This is a genomic window from Variovorax sp. 278MFTsu5.1 (assembly GCF_048305045.1).
Lineage (GTDB): Bacteria > Pseudomonadota > Gammaproteobacteria > Burkholderiales > Burkholderiaceae_C > Variovorax > Variovorax guangxiensis.
Map to the genome: position 1 here is coordinate 2,619,625 of NZ_CP157622.1, position 15,038 is coordinate 2,634,662.

Here is a 15,038-nt window from a genome sequence, read left to right on the forward strand (position 1 = left end):
GTTGGGGTTCCTCTGCTTCGGGATGATTATTTATGGGAAATTTTCCCAACGCATGTAGGAGGCTTTCGGTTGTCAGCCTCTGTCCGTGGCTACAACAGTTACAGCTTCAACGGAGCCGCGTAGCCGGTCATCTCGAGATAGCCGCGCCCCACGCGGCGGCCCTGCGCGTCGAGCAGGTCGCTCACGCCCTCCCAGTACACGCCGCCGGTGGAGCCGCGGCTGTCCAGCTCCTGGTCGTCGAGCAGGGCGCGCACCTCGAAGCTGCCGGCGGGCGTCTGTACTCGCCATCGCGTCGGATACTTCGCCTGCGTGCGGGGGCTGTCCCAGGTCTTGAGACTCTCGAAGCGGACCTCGCCGTTCCTGAAGATCCGGGCCGTGCCGTCTCGCTGCCGGTACGAGCCTCCGGCCCACAGCGCGGTGCCGTCGTTGCGCCGCAGGTGGAAGGCGGTGAGGGCGCTGCCATCGTCGAGGTTCATGCCGATCCAGTCCCAACCCACGGCCTCGGGATGCATCAGCGCCTCGCTCCATTCATGGTCCAGCCATGCGGTGCCCGCGACGTCGAAGGCCTGGCCCTTCAGCGTGAGCTTGCCCTGTGCCTTGAGCTGCGGCTCGCTGTAGTAGTAGCTGGCCTGCGATTCCTCCGGCCCCTTGCGCGAGAGCCCGGCATTGCCTTGCAGCAGCACCGGCTGCGTGGGGGTGAAGCGCAGTTCGAGCATGAACTCGTTCGCCGGAATGCGCGCCACATAGATGCCGTTCTCGCGCACGAGAGACCAGTCGCGGATGCGCACGTCGGTGTCGTTCGCGGAAGCCTCGGCAACGCCGAAGCCCGCGCGCGCGATGCGCTGGTCGTGCAGCAGCACGCGGCCTTCGAGGTCGGTGACGGCCGCATGCGCGAACACCAGGTGCTTCGCCGCGAAGGCCGAGCGCATGCCCAGCGTGGCCTCCACGCGCGAGCGGAAGAAGGTGACCTGGAAGCCGAACTCGCGTCCGGCGGAAGTCTTCGCGTGGCCGGTGACGTACCACCACTCGGTGTGCAGGTCGGGATGGCTGCCGAAGTCGCGCGGGAACTCGAGGCGGCGCTCGGGCAGCGCCCATGCGGCCAGCGGCCCCGATGCGAGCGCGGCGAGCAGCAGGTTTCGGCGCGAAAGAGGGAAGGAAGAGAGGGCTCGCTGCATGGTGTGCCAGTCTACAAGTCGCGCCTTGTAACGCCCACGAGCCGCGCAAATCGGGATACTGTTCGCTGCCACCCCTCTACGAACAACACAAGGCAGGAGACGAGGCCCATGAAAAGAACAAACCTGCGCCGGGCATCGCGGCGCTCGTTAGGTCAAAGGCATTCCTTTCGCGCAGTTGCGCTCGCATCACTCACCGCTCTCATGCTCGCGGGTTGCGCCTCGGGGCCGCCCGATGCGCAGCCGGGCACCACGCGGCCTTCCTCATCATTCGCCGTGCCCGGCCTCGAGAAACCGGCCGAGGTGCTCGTGGACCGATGGGGCGTACCCCACCTCTACGCGGGCACGCTCTATGACGCCTTCGTCGCGCAGGGCTTCATCGCCGCGCGCGACCGACTCTGGCAGATGGACCTCTGGCGCAAGCGCGGCCTCGGCGAGATGGCGAAGGACTTCGGCCCCGCATGGGTGGAGAACGACCGCGCCGCGCGCGCCGTGCTCTATCGCGGCGACATGTACCGCGAGTGGCTGGCCTATGGCTCCGACGCCAAGCGCGTGGCCGAGGCCTTCACGGCCGGCGTGAACGCCTACGTGGCGCAGGTGCGCGCGAAGCCTTCGCTGCTGCCGCCGGAGTTCGCGCTCCTGGGCTACCAGCCGGCCACGTGGTCGCCCGAGGACGTGGTGCGCATCCGCCACCACGGCCTCACGCTCAACTTCACTTCCGAGATCGACCGCGCACGCGCCTTCTGCGCGGGCGGCCCCGGCATCAAGGCCGACTGGCTGCGGCGCGAGCTCGATCCGCCAATCAACCCGCGCGTGCCGCAGGGGCTGGACCCCTGCACCATTCCGACAGCCGAACTGCGCGCGGCCTACATGCGCGCGACCGAGGCACCGCAGTTCAGCAAGACCAACACGCGGCTCGCGGCGCCCGTAGCGAGCCTGCCGAATTCGCAGCAGCCATCGCAGGGCGACCCCACGGCCGGCTACGGCAGCAACAACTGGGTGATCTCGCCGAAGCTCACCTCCACCGGCCGGCCCATCCTCGCCAACGACCCGCATCGCGCGCACGGCGCACCCAGCCTGCGCTACATGGCGCACCTGAGCGCGCCGGGCATGGATGTGATCGGCGCGGGCGAGCCTTTCCTGCCGGGCATCTCGATCGGCCACAACGGCACCATCGCCTTCGGCCTCACGCGCTTCTACATGGACCAGGAAGACCTGTACGTGTACCAGCTCAACCCGCGCAATCCCAACGAGTACCGCTACCAGGGCCGCTGGGAGCCGATGGTGCGCGTCACCGAGCGCATCGCGGTGAAGGGCGAGAGCGCGCCGCGCGAGGTGATCAACACCTTCACGCGCCATGGGCCGGTGCTGCTGTCCGAACCGGGCAAGCAGCGCGCCTTTGCGTTGCGCGCGGCGTGGCTGGAGCCCGGCATGGCGCCGTACTTCGGCTCCATGGACTACATGCGCGCGCGCAACTGGGACCAGTTCCGCGCCGCCATGAACCGCTGGGGCGCGCCGGGCGAGAACCAGGTCTACGCCGACAGCAGCGGCAATGTCGGCTGGATTCCCGGCGGCCTCACGCCCATACGCCCCAACTGGGACGGCCTGATGCCGGTGCCCGGCGACGGCCGCTACGAGTGGTCGGGCTTCCGCAACGGCGACGAGCTGCCCTCGGAGTTCAACCCGGCTCGCGGCTACGTGGTGACCGCCAACGAGAACAACATCCCGCCCGACCACCCTGCTGCGAAGAAGGGCGTGGGCTACGAGTGGAGCGATGCGGCGCGTGCCCGCCGGCTCAAGGAGCTGTTCGCCAGCAAGGTGGCGGCGGGCTCGCGCTTCTCGGTCGAAGATTCGCAGCGCATGCAGAACGACATCGTCGCCACGCCCGCGCAGCGGGTGCTGAAGCTGCTCTCGGGCCTGCGCAGCGACGACGCACAGACGGCCGCCGCGCTGCGCATGCTGCAGGGCTGGGACGGCACCATGGACCGCGACAGCGCCGCCGCGGCCCTCTACGAGGTATGGAGCAGCAAGCCGCTGCGCGCCGCCGTGCTCAAGGCCGGCGCGGGCGATGCCGGCGCTGCGCTGGCCGCGCCCGGCGACAACACGCGCATGGTGCTGCTGCTGGAAAACCCCTTCGGCTGGGTCACGAACGAACAGCGCGACGCGCTGCTGCTCAAGACCTTGCCGGCCGCGATGCAGGAACTGAGCGCCAAGCTCGGCCCGGACCCCGCGACATGGAAGTGGGGCGCGCTGCACCGCGCCGAGTTCCGCCATCCGCTGGGCGGCGTGGTCGATGCCTCCACGCGCAGGAAGCTCGACGTGGGCGACTGGCCGATGTCGGGTTCCTCCTTCACGCCGATGGCCGCCACCTACCGCGCGAGCGACTACAAGCTGACCTCCGGCGCGTCGTTCCGCATGGTGCTGGACGTGGGCAACTGGGACGCCTCGCGCGTCATCAACGCGCCGGGCCAGTCGGGCAACCCCGAGAGCCCGAACTACCGCGACCTTGCGCCGCTGTGGCTCGAAGGCAGGTACGTGCCGCTGGTCTACAGCCGGGCTGCCGTGGAGAAGGAGACGCTGGAAAGAATCCAGCTGACGCCGGCGCGCTGAAGTCGTGGGGCTGGCCTGCGGCCTACCAGTCTTCCTTTACCGCCAGCACCACATCCTTGCCGGCGGCGGCGCGGCCGGCCATCCACGCCGTGATGGTGCCGGCTGCGACCACCGCCGCGCACAGCGCCAGCAGCCGCGCCCACGGCACCAGCAGATCCATGCTCCAGTGGAAGCTCTGCGGGTTCACCACCTTCACGAGCACCACCGACACCGCCAGCCCCAGGCCGAGCCCGGCCACGGCGCCGATGGCGGTCCACGCGGCGCCTTCGCCGGCGACCACCGCGAGCACCTGCCGGCGCGTGAAGCCCAGGTGCGCGAGCAGGCCGAATTCCTTGCGACGCGCGAGCACCTGCGCGCTGAAGCTGGCGGCGATGCCGAACAGGCCGATGGCGATGGCCACCGCCTGCAGCCAGTAGGTGACGGCGAAGCTGCGGTCGAAGATGCGCAGCGAGGTCGTGCGGATCTGGCCCACTGAAGCGATCTCCACCGATCCGGCCGAGCCATCGTTCTGGCGCGCGGCGAGTTCGTGCACAGCGACCTGCACGGCCCCCTCCGACGCGCCGGGTGCGAGCCACAGCGCAACGTCGCTCACGTTGCGCTCGCCGGTGATGCGTTCGTAGTCGCGCGCGTCCATGGTGATGGCGCCGAACTGCCGCGCGTAGTCGCGCCACACGCCGGCCACGAAGAACGAGGCCTGCGCCTTGCCCATGGCGGCCGACAGCGGCGCGAACACCGTGCCCGGCTTCGCGCCGTAGAGCTCCACCATCGGCTCGCTCACGTAGATGCCGATCTGCCCCTCGGGCACCGGCAGTGCGCTGCCCACCAGCGGCAGAGACTGCGCGGCTCCGCCTTCGAGGCTGCGCGCTATGAGCGTCACCGCCGGCCGCGCCGCATCGAGCTGCAGCGGTTGCGTGCGCAGCGTGCCGGTGCGCGCCACGCCGGGCAACTGCGCCAGCGACTGGACGAAGGCCGGCGCGAAGGTGGCGGTGTCGGTGCTGCTTCCGCCGCCGCTGTTGCCGCCGCGTCCGCCCGAGGTGGCGCGCACGTACAGGTCGGCGGGCAACACCACGTCGAGCCAATGCGTCACCGAGTCGCGGAAGCTCGCGACCATCACCGTGAGCGCGACCGCAAGGCTCAGGCTCGCGACCACGCCGCTGACGGCCACGGCCGCCGTGCCGCGCATGCGCCGGGCTCGCTCCACCGCCAGCATCGGCAACACGCGTTGCGAGAACAGCGGCGCCACGCGGTCGTACAGCAGCGCGATCAGCCAGGGCAGGGCGGTGATGCCGCCCACCAGAAGGCAGGCGACCGAGAGATACGCCGCCACCGGAATGCCGCCGATGGCCGGCAGGTTGGCCAGCACGGCGCCCAGCGCGACCAGGCCCAGCGCCAGCCAGTGGCTTTTGCCTTGCGTGGGCGCGGCGCCCAGGCCCTTGAGCGTCTGCGCCTCTGGCAGCGACTGCGCCGCGCGCGCGGGCCACCAGCCGCCGACCAGCGCGGCCAGCACGCCGAGCCCGCCGTAGAGCAGGGCGGCGCCCGCGCTCCAGTGCAGCGTGGGCGCCACGCCCTCGAAGTAGCCGCCGCCCAGGTCGCCGCCCAGCACGCGCAGCGCGAAGGCCGCCAGCGCCGTGCCCAGCGCGAGGCCGGCCAGGCTTCCGATCAGGCCCAGCACCAGCGATTCGGCCAGCACCAGACGCAGCCGCTCGCGCGGCGTGAGCCCGAGCACGCCCAGCAGCGCGAACTGCTGCGCGCGCTTGGCCACGCTCAGCGCCAGCACCGAGAACACCAGGAAGGCGCCCGTGAAGAGCGCCACCAGCGCCAGCACCGTGAGGTTCACGCGGTAGGCGCGCGACAGGTTGCTCACGCGCTGCGCCGCGTCGCCGGGCTCGGCGAACTGCACGCCTGCGGGCCAGCCGGGTGCGCGCTGCAGCGAGGCCATGAACGCGGCCCGGTCTGTACCGGGCGCGAGGCGCAGGTCGACGCGGCTGAGCTCGCCGATGCGGCCGAAGAGCTCCTGTGCCGCCGCGATGTCCATCACCGCGAGCGCCTTGCCGCCCGCGGCCACGTGGCCGGCCACCGAGAGGCTGTGCCAGGCGTCGCCGCTGCGCAGCTGCACTTTCTCGGCCCTGCCGTCGGCCGGCGCCTGCGCGGGCAGCCCCAGCGCATCGCGAGCCGCGAGGTTGAGAAACACATGGCCCGGCGCAAAGAGGGCGAAGCGGTCGGCACCCGCCGCGGCCTGCGGCATCAGCGCGGGTGCGATGGTCGGCAGCGCCAGCGCGTCGATGCCGATCACGCGGATCGGCACTTGCTGCCCGCCGGCAAGCGCCAGGCCCTGCACCTCGACCACCGGACTCGCCAGCGCCACCTGCGGATGGCGGGCGAGTTGCGCGAACACGGCCTCGTCGAAGCCGCCCTGCACGGCGCGCACCTCCAGGTCGGGCTCGCCGTTGACCGAGCGCACCGCGCTCGAGAACTCGTCGAGCGCCGAGGCGTTGATCAGCTGTACCGAGAAGGCCAGCGCGACGCCGAGCATCACGGCCAGCACGGCCGCCGCGTTGCGCCAGGGGTGGTGGCGGAGTTCCTGCCAGGAGAAGGTGCCGAGCAATGCGCGCATCGGCCGATTGTCGTCGCGGCGCGCGAGGGGGACTCCGGACGTGGCAGGATTGCGGCTCTTCGAACGCCTGAGGAATCCGACGATGTGGCTCATGCCCCATGCCTTGCTGTACCGCTCCTGGCTTGCAGCCTGGCTTTTCGTCCCTCTGCTGGCCGGCAATGCCCTGGCGCAACTGCAGCCGCCGCAACAGCAACAACAGCCCCTGACGCTGGCAAGCGATCCGGCCGTTCTTGCGAAAGCAGCCCTCGGCACCGAGCGGGGCACGATGGTGGTGGGCACGCTGCACGACGGGCAGGTGGCCTACGGCGCCGCCTATAACCCCGAGCCGCCGTCGCAGCCACGCGCCATCGCATCGGGCAGCGCAGAGCAGCCGATGTTCGAGATCGGATCCGTCACCAAGGTGTTCACCGGCCTGCTGCTCGCGCAGGCGGTGCAGCGCGGCGACCTGAAGCTGGACGACACGGTCGGCAGGCTGCTCGCCGGCAAGGTCGCCGGCCTTTCGCCCGCGGTGGCCTCGGTCACGCTGCACCAGCTCGTCACGCACACCGGCTGCATGCCCGTGATGGCCGACGGCGTGACCGGCGGCGCGCCGCTCGTCGAGCAGTTCCACACCTACGACAAGGCCATGTTCTGGGCCGCGCTCGCTCGCATCAGGCTCACGGCCGCCGCGCCGCCTTGCGAAGGCGCTTACAGCAACTTCGGCATGGCGCTGCTTGGCCAACTGCTCGCCGAGCACTACGACACCTCGTGGGGCGAGCTGGTGCGCGCGCGCATCACCGAGCCGCTGGGCATGAACGACACCGTCATCACGCTGGGCGACAAGGCCTCGCGCATGGCCCCGGCCTTCTCGGGCGACCGCCGCCAGCCGCTGTTCGACATGCAGGCCTACGCGCCGGCCAGCGCGCTGCGCTCCACCGCCGCCGACATGATGACCTTCAGCCGCGCCATCCTCGCGGGCTCGGGAGGCCCGCTGGGCCCGGCCGCCGCGCGCATGCTCACGCCGCTGGCGCGCTACGAGGGCGCCGAGATCGGCTATGCCGTGATGGTGCGCGGGCCCGAAGGCGGCCGGCGCACCTACTATCACGCGGGCGTCACCGAGGGCTACCGCACGCTGTGGCTGCTGGCGCCCGACACCGGCGAGGCGATGATCGTGCTCAGCAGCAACGCGCGCGCGCCGATGCAATCGGTGATGCTGGCCATCGGCAAGAGCCGCTATCCGGTGCCGACCGCCGAAGTGCCGATCGATGCGAAGCGGCTGGACGAGTACCGCGGCGAATACCGCGTGACCAGGAACAAGTCGCTGAGCTTCACCGTGCGCAGCGGCAGGCTGCTGGTGCGCGAGACGGGCCGCGGCTACAGCGCGCTCACGCCCACGGGCAACGACCGCTTTGCTGTGACTGCCATCGGCGCGCAGGTCATGTTCAGGCGCGATGCGGCGAATGCGGTGGTGGGCGTGTCGCTGGCGCAGGGCGGCAGCCAGCTCGATGCGCGGCGGGTGGGGGACGCGGCCGTGCAGCCTGAGTAGTCGCCGGGTTTCGTCAGCCGGCCAGCGCGAGGAGCTGCCCGGCCATCTCTTCGATTTCCGCGCGCATCACGAGCTTGTCGAGCCAGTCCCGCGGGATGCCTGCGACGCCGTAGAAAGCTCCCGCCAGCTGGCCGCAGATGGCTGCAGTGGTGTCGGCGTCGTCGCCGAGGTTGGCGGCGGCGAGCACGGCTTCCTCGAAGGAGCCGGTGTTCGCGAAACACCAGAGCGCCGCTTCGAGCGATTCGACGCAGTAGCCCGATCCCTTGATCTGCGTGGCGCTCTTCGAGGCATGGTCGTTCCGCGTCAGCGCCGCGACCTTCTCGCTCAGAGGCGCCAGCGGTTCGGTCGAGAGGATCGCAGCCTTGCCCTTGCCAAGCAGGGCCGAACGCAGCTGCAATGCGAAGAGCCGAGAGCATTCGATGGCTTCCAGCGCGCCGTGCGTGGTGCGCGCGCTTTCGCCGGCCTGCGTCCACGTGGCCTCGGCGCTCGCCGCGTAGAACATCGGCACCGGCGCGAGCCGCATCAGCGCGCCGTTGCCGGCCGTGCGCGGATCGGAATCTCCGGCGAAAGGATCGCCCGAGGCCAGGTAGCGGGTGAGAGCCCCCGACACCGTCAGGCCGATGTCGAAGCAGTTGCCGGTGCTGCTCATGTAGCCCACGCTGCGCCAGTTGCAGTAGCGGTTCATCTGGTCGATTGCGTCGAAGCCCTTGCAGTGGATCAGGCTTGCGGCCAGGCACAGGGCCATCGACGTGTCGTCGGTCCACTCGCCCGCGACGAGCCCGAAGGGCCCGCCGCCGTGCATGCCCGTCACCGGCGCGAAGCTCCCGCGCGTGCGGAACTCGACCGTGGTGCCCACCGCGTCGCCGCAGGCCAGACCGAGCAGGCAACCCCGATAGCGCTCGATCACGTTCATGGCCGCTGCCTCAGCGCCTCGCGCGCGGCCATGAGCGCGAAGCCCAGCAGGTTGAGCCCCTTCCATTCGCGCGGGTCCTGCGCGAGCGGATCGTTGGCGGCGAGCCCGATGCCCCAGATCGGATCGACAGGGCTGGCCTCCACCAGCACATGGTGGCCCGTGCCGAGCAGGAAGGCGCCGAGTTCCGCGTTCTGCGAGAACTTGGCGATGTTGCCCTGCGTCACGATGTCCAGCCGGGCGGCCGCCCATGCGGCCTCGTCGAAGCCGCGTATCTCGCGGCCCAGCTTCTTGGCCTCGCCGGGCGTGCGCGCGGCGAGGATGCGAACGCAGATTTCTTCATCGCCGAACAGGCGCGCCTTGCCGGCCATCATGAAATGCTCGGCCGTGCGGTACCGGACGCCGTCGACGGTGAACGCGGCTTCGAACCACTGGCTGAAGCAGCTTTTGTTCACGCCGGTCTTCGGCGCCTGATGGCCCCAGAAGAGAAGGAACTCTGGGTGATGGCCCTGCGCGAAGTAGGCGGGCAGCTCGCGGGTGCTGCGGGGTGTGACAGCGGTGTTCATTTCGTTTTCCTTGTTCTTGTCTTGACTACGATCTCGTGTGAGTTGCTCTGTACAACTAAATGAGGGTTGTATAGTACAACTAATAAACCCGCAGTCAAGTTCTCAAGTGAGTACTCCATCTTCCGGATTTCCGCCACTGACCTTCCCGCGCCCGCTGGTCACCGTCGACATCGTGATGTTCACCGTACTCGGCGACGCCCTCCAGGTGCTGCTGGTGAAGCGGCCCGCCGACACCGACGAGCCCTTCCCGGGCAAGTGGGCCTTGCCCGGCGGCTTCGTGAACATCGACGAAGACGCCACGCTGCTCGACTGCGCGCTGCGCAAGCTGCGCGAGAAGACGGGCGTGGTCACGCCCTACCTGGAGCAGTTGGGCAGCTGGGGCGGCGCGCAGCGCGATCCGCGGGGCTGGTCGGCCACGCACTGCTTCTACGCGCTGATCCCCGCGCAGGCGATGCAGCTGCGCAGCGGCGCGAACGCGACCGAGGTGGCGTGGTTCGAGGTCGATGCCGCCTCGCGCAAGCGGCTGGCCTTCGACCATGGCGAGCTGCTCGATGCGGCCGTGGCGCGGCTGCGCGGCAAGGTCGAATACACCTCGCTGCCGGCCTTCCTGCTGGAGGAGCCGTTCACGCTGCCGGCGCTGCAGCACACCTACGAGGTCGTGCTGGGCAGGGCGGTCGACAAGAGCGCCTTCCGCAAGCGCATGCTCGACGGCGGATTCATGGAAGAGGCCGGCATGGTCACCGGCAGCCTGGGGCGGCCGGCCATGAGCTACCGGCTGCGCGACCGCTCGCAGGCGGCGCTGTTTCCGCGCACCTTCAACGCGACGAAGTAGCTGGGCGACGGCTCAGAGCCGATCCGACATCGCGTGCAGGTACGCACGCACGGCCGCGTTGGAACTCAGCCCGATGGCCCGGTCGAACGCCTGCCGGGCGGCGGAGCGCGCACCACCGGCCGCGAGCAGATGCGCTCGTGCAGCCCAGTACGGCTGGTAGTTCGCCACGTCCTGCGCGGGAATGGCTTCCAGTGCCCGCAGGCCGATCTCCGGGCCGCGCGCGTTCGCGAGCGCGCAGGCGAGGCTGACCTGCGCGCCGATGCTGGTCCGCAGCGCCAGCAGTCCCTCGTACAGCGACACCAGCGCCTCGGGCGGCACCGGTGCGCCGACGCGGCGTTCGCAGTGGGCCGACTGGATCGCGGCTTCGAGCTGGTAGGCGCCGAGCGACTTCATTTCGGACGCGCGGCGCAGGCAGAGCTCGGCCTCGGCGAGCAGGTCGGGGTTCCAGCGCAACGGGTCCTGCTGGTCGAGCGGCACGTAGGCGCCGGTGTCGCTGCGGCGCGCAGGCATGCGGGCCTCGCAGAAGAGCATCAGCGCCAGCAGGCCCAGCGGCTCGGGTTCGGTGGGCATCAGGCCGCAGAGGATGCGGCACAGGTCGATGGCCTCGGTGGTGAGGCCGCGCGGCAGGGCGTCGGCGCCGTCGATGTCGTCCCAGCCGGTGCCGTAGGCGGCGTAGATGCCGTCGAGCACGTCCTGCAGCCGCTGCGGCAGGTCGCGCGCCTGCGGGTATTCGAAGGGAATGCCGGCTGCCCGGATGCGGGCCTTGGCGCGCACCAGCCGCTGCCCGAGGGTGGAAGGCGCGGTGAGGAAGGCGCCGGCCATGCGCGCCGCGTCGAGGCCGAGCACGGTCTGCAGCATGAGCGGCGCACGTGCCGGGGCATCGACGGCCGGGTGCGCGCACACGAAGAGCAGGCGCAGCCGCTCGTCGGGAATGGCGCCGGCGCCGTCGGCGGCGTCGTCCATTTCGCCCGCGAGCAGCAGCAGGGTCTGCGTGGCCTGGTCCTGCACGCGGCTGTGGCGCCAGGCGTCGAGCTTGCGGTGGCGCGCCACGCTCAGCAGCCAGGCGTCGGGCTCGGCCGGAATGCCGTCGGCGGGCCAGCGTTCGAGCGCGCGGGAGAAGGCGTCGGCCAGTGCGTCTTCGGATGCGGCGATGTCGTGGGTGCGCGCGGAGAGGATGGCCAGCAGCCGGCCGTACGACTCGCGCGCCGCCCGCTCGGCGGCCCAGTGAACCGCCGGGTCGCTCATGCAGCAGCCAGGGCCGTGGCGACGAAGACGGGCCGCACCTCCACCCCGCCGCTGGTCGCGCAGGGCGCACGCGCGGCCCATTCGAGCGCGGCGTCGAGGTCGGGAACGTCGATCACGAAGTAGCCGCCGAGCTGTTCCTTGGTGTCGGCGAAGGGGCCGTCCTGCACCTGGCGCCGGTCGCCGCGCACGCGCAGCGTGGTGCCGGTCATGGGCGGGAAGAGGCCGTGGCCGCCGAGCGAGATGCCCGACTGGCGCACGGCGTCGGCATATGCGACCCAGCTGGCGCGGTAGGCCTGCGCGGATGCGTCCTCGCGTTGCTCGAATTCGGCCGCGGGCTGATAGAACATCAACATGTACTGCATGGTGTCTCTCCGTCGTGGAAAAGCTTGCTGAGCAGGATCGCTCACCACAATGACGGCCCGCCGGCGGTCATTTCGACACGGGTCTCGTGTCGAGCAGAACATTTTTTACGTGGAAGCCGCCCGGTGCAACGGTGGCTGCACCGAAGCGAAAAGTTCTCGGCCAGCCTCCTTCAGGCGGCCTCTGCCTGCGCCGCGGGCGCGAACAGGGCTTCCATCTCGTTGCGCAGCTTGTAGGCCGCGGTATTGGTGTCGATGGCCACGTCGGCCCAGCTCAGGCTCTGGCCCTTCTTCACCGGGCGCACCAGCCTGATGTTGTGCGCCAGCCCGAGCGGCAGGCCGCCCAGGCGCAGCGAGCGCCCGGCCGGCAGCAGCTTGCCCCAGACGGTGTAGCCGCCTTCTCCGTCGAGCATCTCGCCGGCGGCCAGGTCGCGCTTGGCGGTGGCGACCACGTCGGCGTTCCAGCAGGTGGCCACGCCGGTGGCCTCGCCGCGAAGCGCCACGCTGGCCACCGACATGCCCACTTCGAGCCCGATCAGGTGCCAGCGCTTGTAGAGCGTGAAGTAGCGCCCGCTCGGGTCGGTGTGGGCGTTGTATTCCTCAAAGCAGTTCTTGATGTACTCGGTCTCGGCCTCGACCGTGACCCACACGCCCATGCGGATGTCGTACGGGATCTTCCGTCCGTCGGCTTCCAGTGAAGAGACCACCTCGACCATGCCCTTGCGCTCCAGCACGCCGCCTTCGCTCCTGGGCCGGGTGACGAAGGGAATGTCTTCCACGCTCGCGGGCGGGTAGAGCAGGCCGTCCGATGGCACGGCGAGGCCGGTGGCGTTGGCCACCGCCGAGCTTTCGATGGAAGGCTTGGAGCCGTCGAGGAAGCTGTTGAACATCTTCGGATTGAGCCCGCCGCGTTTCGCCTGCTCGGGCGTGAGGCCGTAGTTGCCCCACACCGTCTCGGGCGTCGATTCGGTGAAGCGCGGCAGCCACTTGTGGCCGCGCCCGGCCGCCACCACCGGAAAGCCGCAGGTGCGCGCCCAGTCCACCAGGTCGCAGATCAGCGCGGGCTGGTCGCCGAAGGCCAGCGAATAGACCACGCCGGCCTGTTGCGCCCTGCGCGCGAGCAGCGGGCCGCAGAAGGCATCGGCCTCGACCGTCACGTTCACCACGTGCTTGCCGTGCGCGAAGGCATCCAGGCAGTGGTCCACCGCCGCGATGGGGTTGCCGGTGCACTCGACCACGATGTCGATGGAGGGCTCGCGCGTCACGGCCTGCCAGTCGTCGGTGATCCAGGTGGTGCCTTGCTTCAGCGCCTCCTGCACCGATGCGGCTGCGGCGCGGCCGGGCTCCCAGCCCACGCGTTCGAGGTTGACGCGGGCCGCGTCCGGCGAGAGGTCTGCGATGGCCACCAGCTGCACGCCGGGCGTGCGCGGAATCTGCGCGAGGTACATCGAGCCGAACTTGCCGGCGCCGATCAGGCCGATGCGGATGGGGCGGCCTTCGGCTGCGCGCTGCTGCAGGCGGGCATGGAGGCTCATGTCGTCAGGCCTCCACCGTATCGAGCACGTCGGGCGAGGTGCGCAGCGCGCTCTCGGGCAGGCCGTTCTTCCACGGCACATCCACGGGGTAGGGCTTCAGCAGGCAGTCGTCGGGCAGCAGCTCGATGGGCGTGAAGTCGCGGTGCGCGATGTATTCGGGGCGCTTGTGGCGGCGGATGTGGTTGCTGACGGCGCACAGGCTCAGGTACACGGCCACTCGGTTGAAGGGCGAGAGGTTGCTGCCCGAGGCATGCACCAGGCAGCTGTGGAACAGGATCATCGACCCGGCCGGCCCCTTGGGCGAGACGATGCCGCCCTGCTTGCCGCCGGCGCGGTCCACCAGCTGGCGGATCAGGTCGTTGTCGACGGTCCACAGCGGATAGCTGGTGGTGGTGAGGTCGTGCTTCGCATCGACCACGCCCTTGCGATGGCTGCCCGGGATGAACATCAGCGGGCCGTTGTGCTCGTTCACGTCGTCCAGAAAGATCGCGACGTTCATCGCGCGCTCTGTGGGCATCAGGTCGTCGTTGAGCCAGGTACCGTAGTCCTGGTGCCACTGCCACACGTCGCCTTCGAAGGCCATCTTTCCGTTGATCTTGAACTGGTGCATGTACACGTCTTCGCCGAAGAGATCGGTCACCGGCTCGACCATGCGCGGGTGGCGCGCGAGCCGCGCGAAAGGTTCGCTCACGAGGTGCGCGGCGAAGTTCGTGCGCACGGCGTCGGAGCCTTTCTCGCGCACGTTGAAGGCCTCGCGCTTCGCGTAGAGATCGGGTACCGCGTCGGTCAGCACCTTGGTTTCTTCGGCCGAGAAGTGGCCGGGGAAGAACAGATAGCCGTCGCGCTCGAACTGCGCGCGCTGCTCGGGGTTGAGCTTCATGCCTTGTCTCCTTTTTGCTTGGGGGTGATGGCGGTGTGGGGGGATGCGGCATGCGCCAGCAGCCGTTCGCTCAGTGCCTCGCTGGCCCGCGAGACGTGTTCCTCGCTCAGGCGCGCGGCGCGGTCCGCGTTGCCTGCCGCGATGGCGTCGGCAATGGCTTCGTGCTCGTCCCACAGCGTCTCGCGCTGGGGCTCGGCCTGCAGCACCGCGCCCATCGCGCGGCGCAGGTGGCGCCAGTGCGGATCGGCGCTCTGCGCGATCAGCGGATTGCCCGATGCCTCGTAGATGGCTTGGTGGAAGGCCACGTCGGCGTCGATCATGGCCTCCACGTTGCGCCCGCGCGCGGCGCGCCGGCCGCGCTCGATGAGCTTCGGGTCGATGCGAAAGCGCTGCCGCGCCGCCAGCCGCGCGGCCAGGGCATCGAGCGCACCGCGCACCTGGTAGACCTTGCGCATCGCCTCCGCTTCGAGCGGGGCCACCAGCACGCCACGGCCGGGCGCGTCGAGCACGAAGCCGTCCTTCTTCAGCAGCCGCAGCGCCTGCAGCACCGGCTGGCGCGACACCGAGAGGCGCTGCGCGATGTCTTCCTGCGTGATGCGCTCGCCGGGTGCGAGCGTGCCGCTGCTGATGGCGCCGAGCAGGGCGCGGTAGACCTGGTCGACGAGGTCGGGCGCGACCTCGATGCTGACGAGCTGGGCGGGCATGGTTGTCTCCTTGCGCCGGGTTCTTTGAACTCTGTATACAGAGTACGGAGTTCAGGGCTGCCGTGGCTAGCGGGTTTTTACCCATT

Annotated in this window: 12 protein-coding genes; 3 read left to right on the plus strand and 9 right to left on the minus strand. The window is 70.0% G+C overall.

The genetic code is table 11. The features are described 5' to 3' along the window. Positions 1 to 98 precede the first annotated feature (98 nt). Positions 99 to 1,175: a lipocalin-like domain-containing protein gene (locus ABL844_RS11860; RefSeq protein WP_418131362.1), complete on the minus strand. Its 1,077-nt coding sequence runs from the start codon at positions 1,173 to 1,175 to the stop codon at positions 99 to 101. Positions 1,176 to 1,283: 108 nt separating this feature from the next. Between ABL844_RS11860 and ABL844_RS11865 the strand changes: the two genes are divergently transcribed. Beyond that, a complete protein-coding gene (locus tag ABL844_RS11865) occupies positions 1,284 to 3,782 on the plus strand; it encodes a penicillin acylase family protein (protein WP_418131363.1) in 2,499 nt (832 codons plus the stop codon). A 22-nt stretch (positions 3,783 to 3,804) separates the two neighbouring features. On the opposite strand, the gene ABL844_RS11870 is transcribed toward ABL844_RS11865, so the two are convergent. Further along, complete coding sequence (locus tag ABL844_RS11870; RefSeq protein WP_418131364.1) at positions 3,805 to 6,396, minus strand: FtsX-like permease family protein; 2,592 nt, start codon at positions 6,394 to 6,396, stop codon at positions 3,805 to 3,807. 82 nt (positions 6,397 to 6,478) lie between these two features. Here ABL844_RS11870 and ABL844_RS11875 point away from each other — a divergent pair, with 82 nt between their 5' ends. Beyond that, positions 6,479 to 7,921: a serine hydrolase domain-containing protein gene (locus ABL844_RS11875; protein ID WP_418131365.1), complete on the plus strand. Its 1,443-nt coding sequence runs from the start codon at positions 6,479 to 6,481 to the stop codon at positions 7,919 to 7,921. A 13-nt stretch (positions 7,922 to 7,934) separates the two neighbouring features. Here the strand turns inward: ABL844_RS11875 and ABL844_RS11880 are convergent, their stop codons facing one another. Then, complete coding sequence (locus ABL844_RS11880) at positions 7,935 to 8,834, minus strand: ADP-ribosylglycohydrolase family protein (protein ID WP_418131366.1); 900 nt, start codon at positions 8,832 to 8,834, stop codon at positions 7,935 to 7,937. After that, positions 8,831 to 9,397, minus strand: coding sequence for an NADAR family protein (locus ABL844_RS11885; RefSeq protein WP_184636580.1), 567 nt, complete (start codon positions 9,395 to 9,397; stop codon positions 8,831 to 8,833). Before ABL844_RS11885 ends, ABL844_RS11880 begins: the two co-directional genes overlap by 4 nt. Before the next feature lie 175 nt (positions 9,398 to 9,572). On the opposite strand from ABL844_RS11885, the gene ABL844_RS11890 reads away from it, so the two are divergent. Further along, positions 9,573 to 10,229, plus strand: coding sequence for an NUDIX hydrolase (locus ABL844_RS11890; RefSeq protein WP_240650515.1), 657 nt, complete (start codon positions 9,573 to 9,575; stop codon positions 10,227 to 10,229). Positions 10,230 to 10,241: 12 nt separating this feature from the next. On the opposite strand, the gene ABL844_RS11895 is transcribed toward ABL844_RS11890, so the two are convergent. The 5 genes from ABL844_RS11895 to ABL844_RS11915 form a co-directional block, all read right to left on the minus strand. Continuing rightward, on the minus strand, positions 10,242 to 11,474 hold the full coding sequence (locus ABL844_RS11895; protein ID WP_418131367.1) for an RNA polymerase sigma factor: 1,233 nt from the start codon (positions 11,472 to 11,474) through the stop codon (positions 10,242 to 10,244). Then, a complete protein-coding gene (locus ABL844_RS11900; RefSeq protein WP_126018360.1) occupies positions 11,471 to 11,836 on the minus strand; it encodes a YciI family protein in 366 nt (121 codons plus the stop codon). The genes ABL844_RS11895 and ABL844_RS11900 overlap by 4 nt, the downstream gene beginning before the upstream one ends. 170 nt (positions 11,837 to 12,006) lie before the next feature. Then, positions 12,007 to 13,368 carry an NAD(P)H-dependent oxidoreductase gene (locus tag ABL844_RS11905; protein WP_418125425.1) on the minus strand — a complete coding sequence of 454 codons (1,362 nt, stop codon included), beginning with the start codon at positions 13,366 to 13,368 and terminating at the stop codon, positions 12,007 to 12,009. A gap of 4 nt (positions 13,369 to 13,372) precedes the next feature. Continuing rightward, positions 13,373 to 14,248 (minus strand): phytanoyl-CoA dioxygenase family protein, encoded by an 876-nt coding sequence (locus tag ABL844_RS11910; protein WP_184636588.1) that lies wholly within the window; start codon positions 14,246 to 14,248, stop codon positions 13,373 to 13,375. Beyond that, a complete protein-coding gene (locus tag ABL844_RS11915) occupies positions 14,245 to 14,952 on the minus strand; it encodes a GntR family transcriptional regulator (RefSeq protein WP_418125426.1) in 708 nt (235 codons plus the stop codon). Before ABL844_RS11915 ends, ABL844_RS11910 begins: the two co-directional genes overlap by 4 nt. Positions 14,953 to 15,038 lie beyond the last annotated feature (86 nt).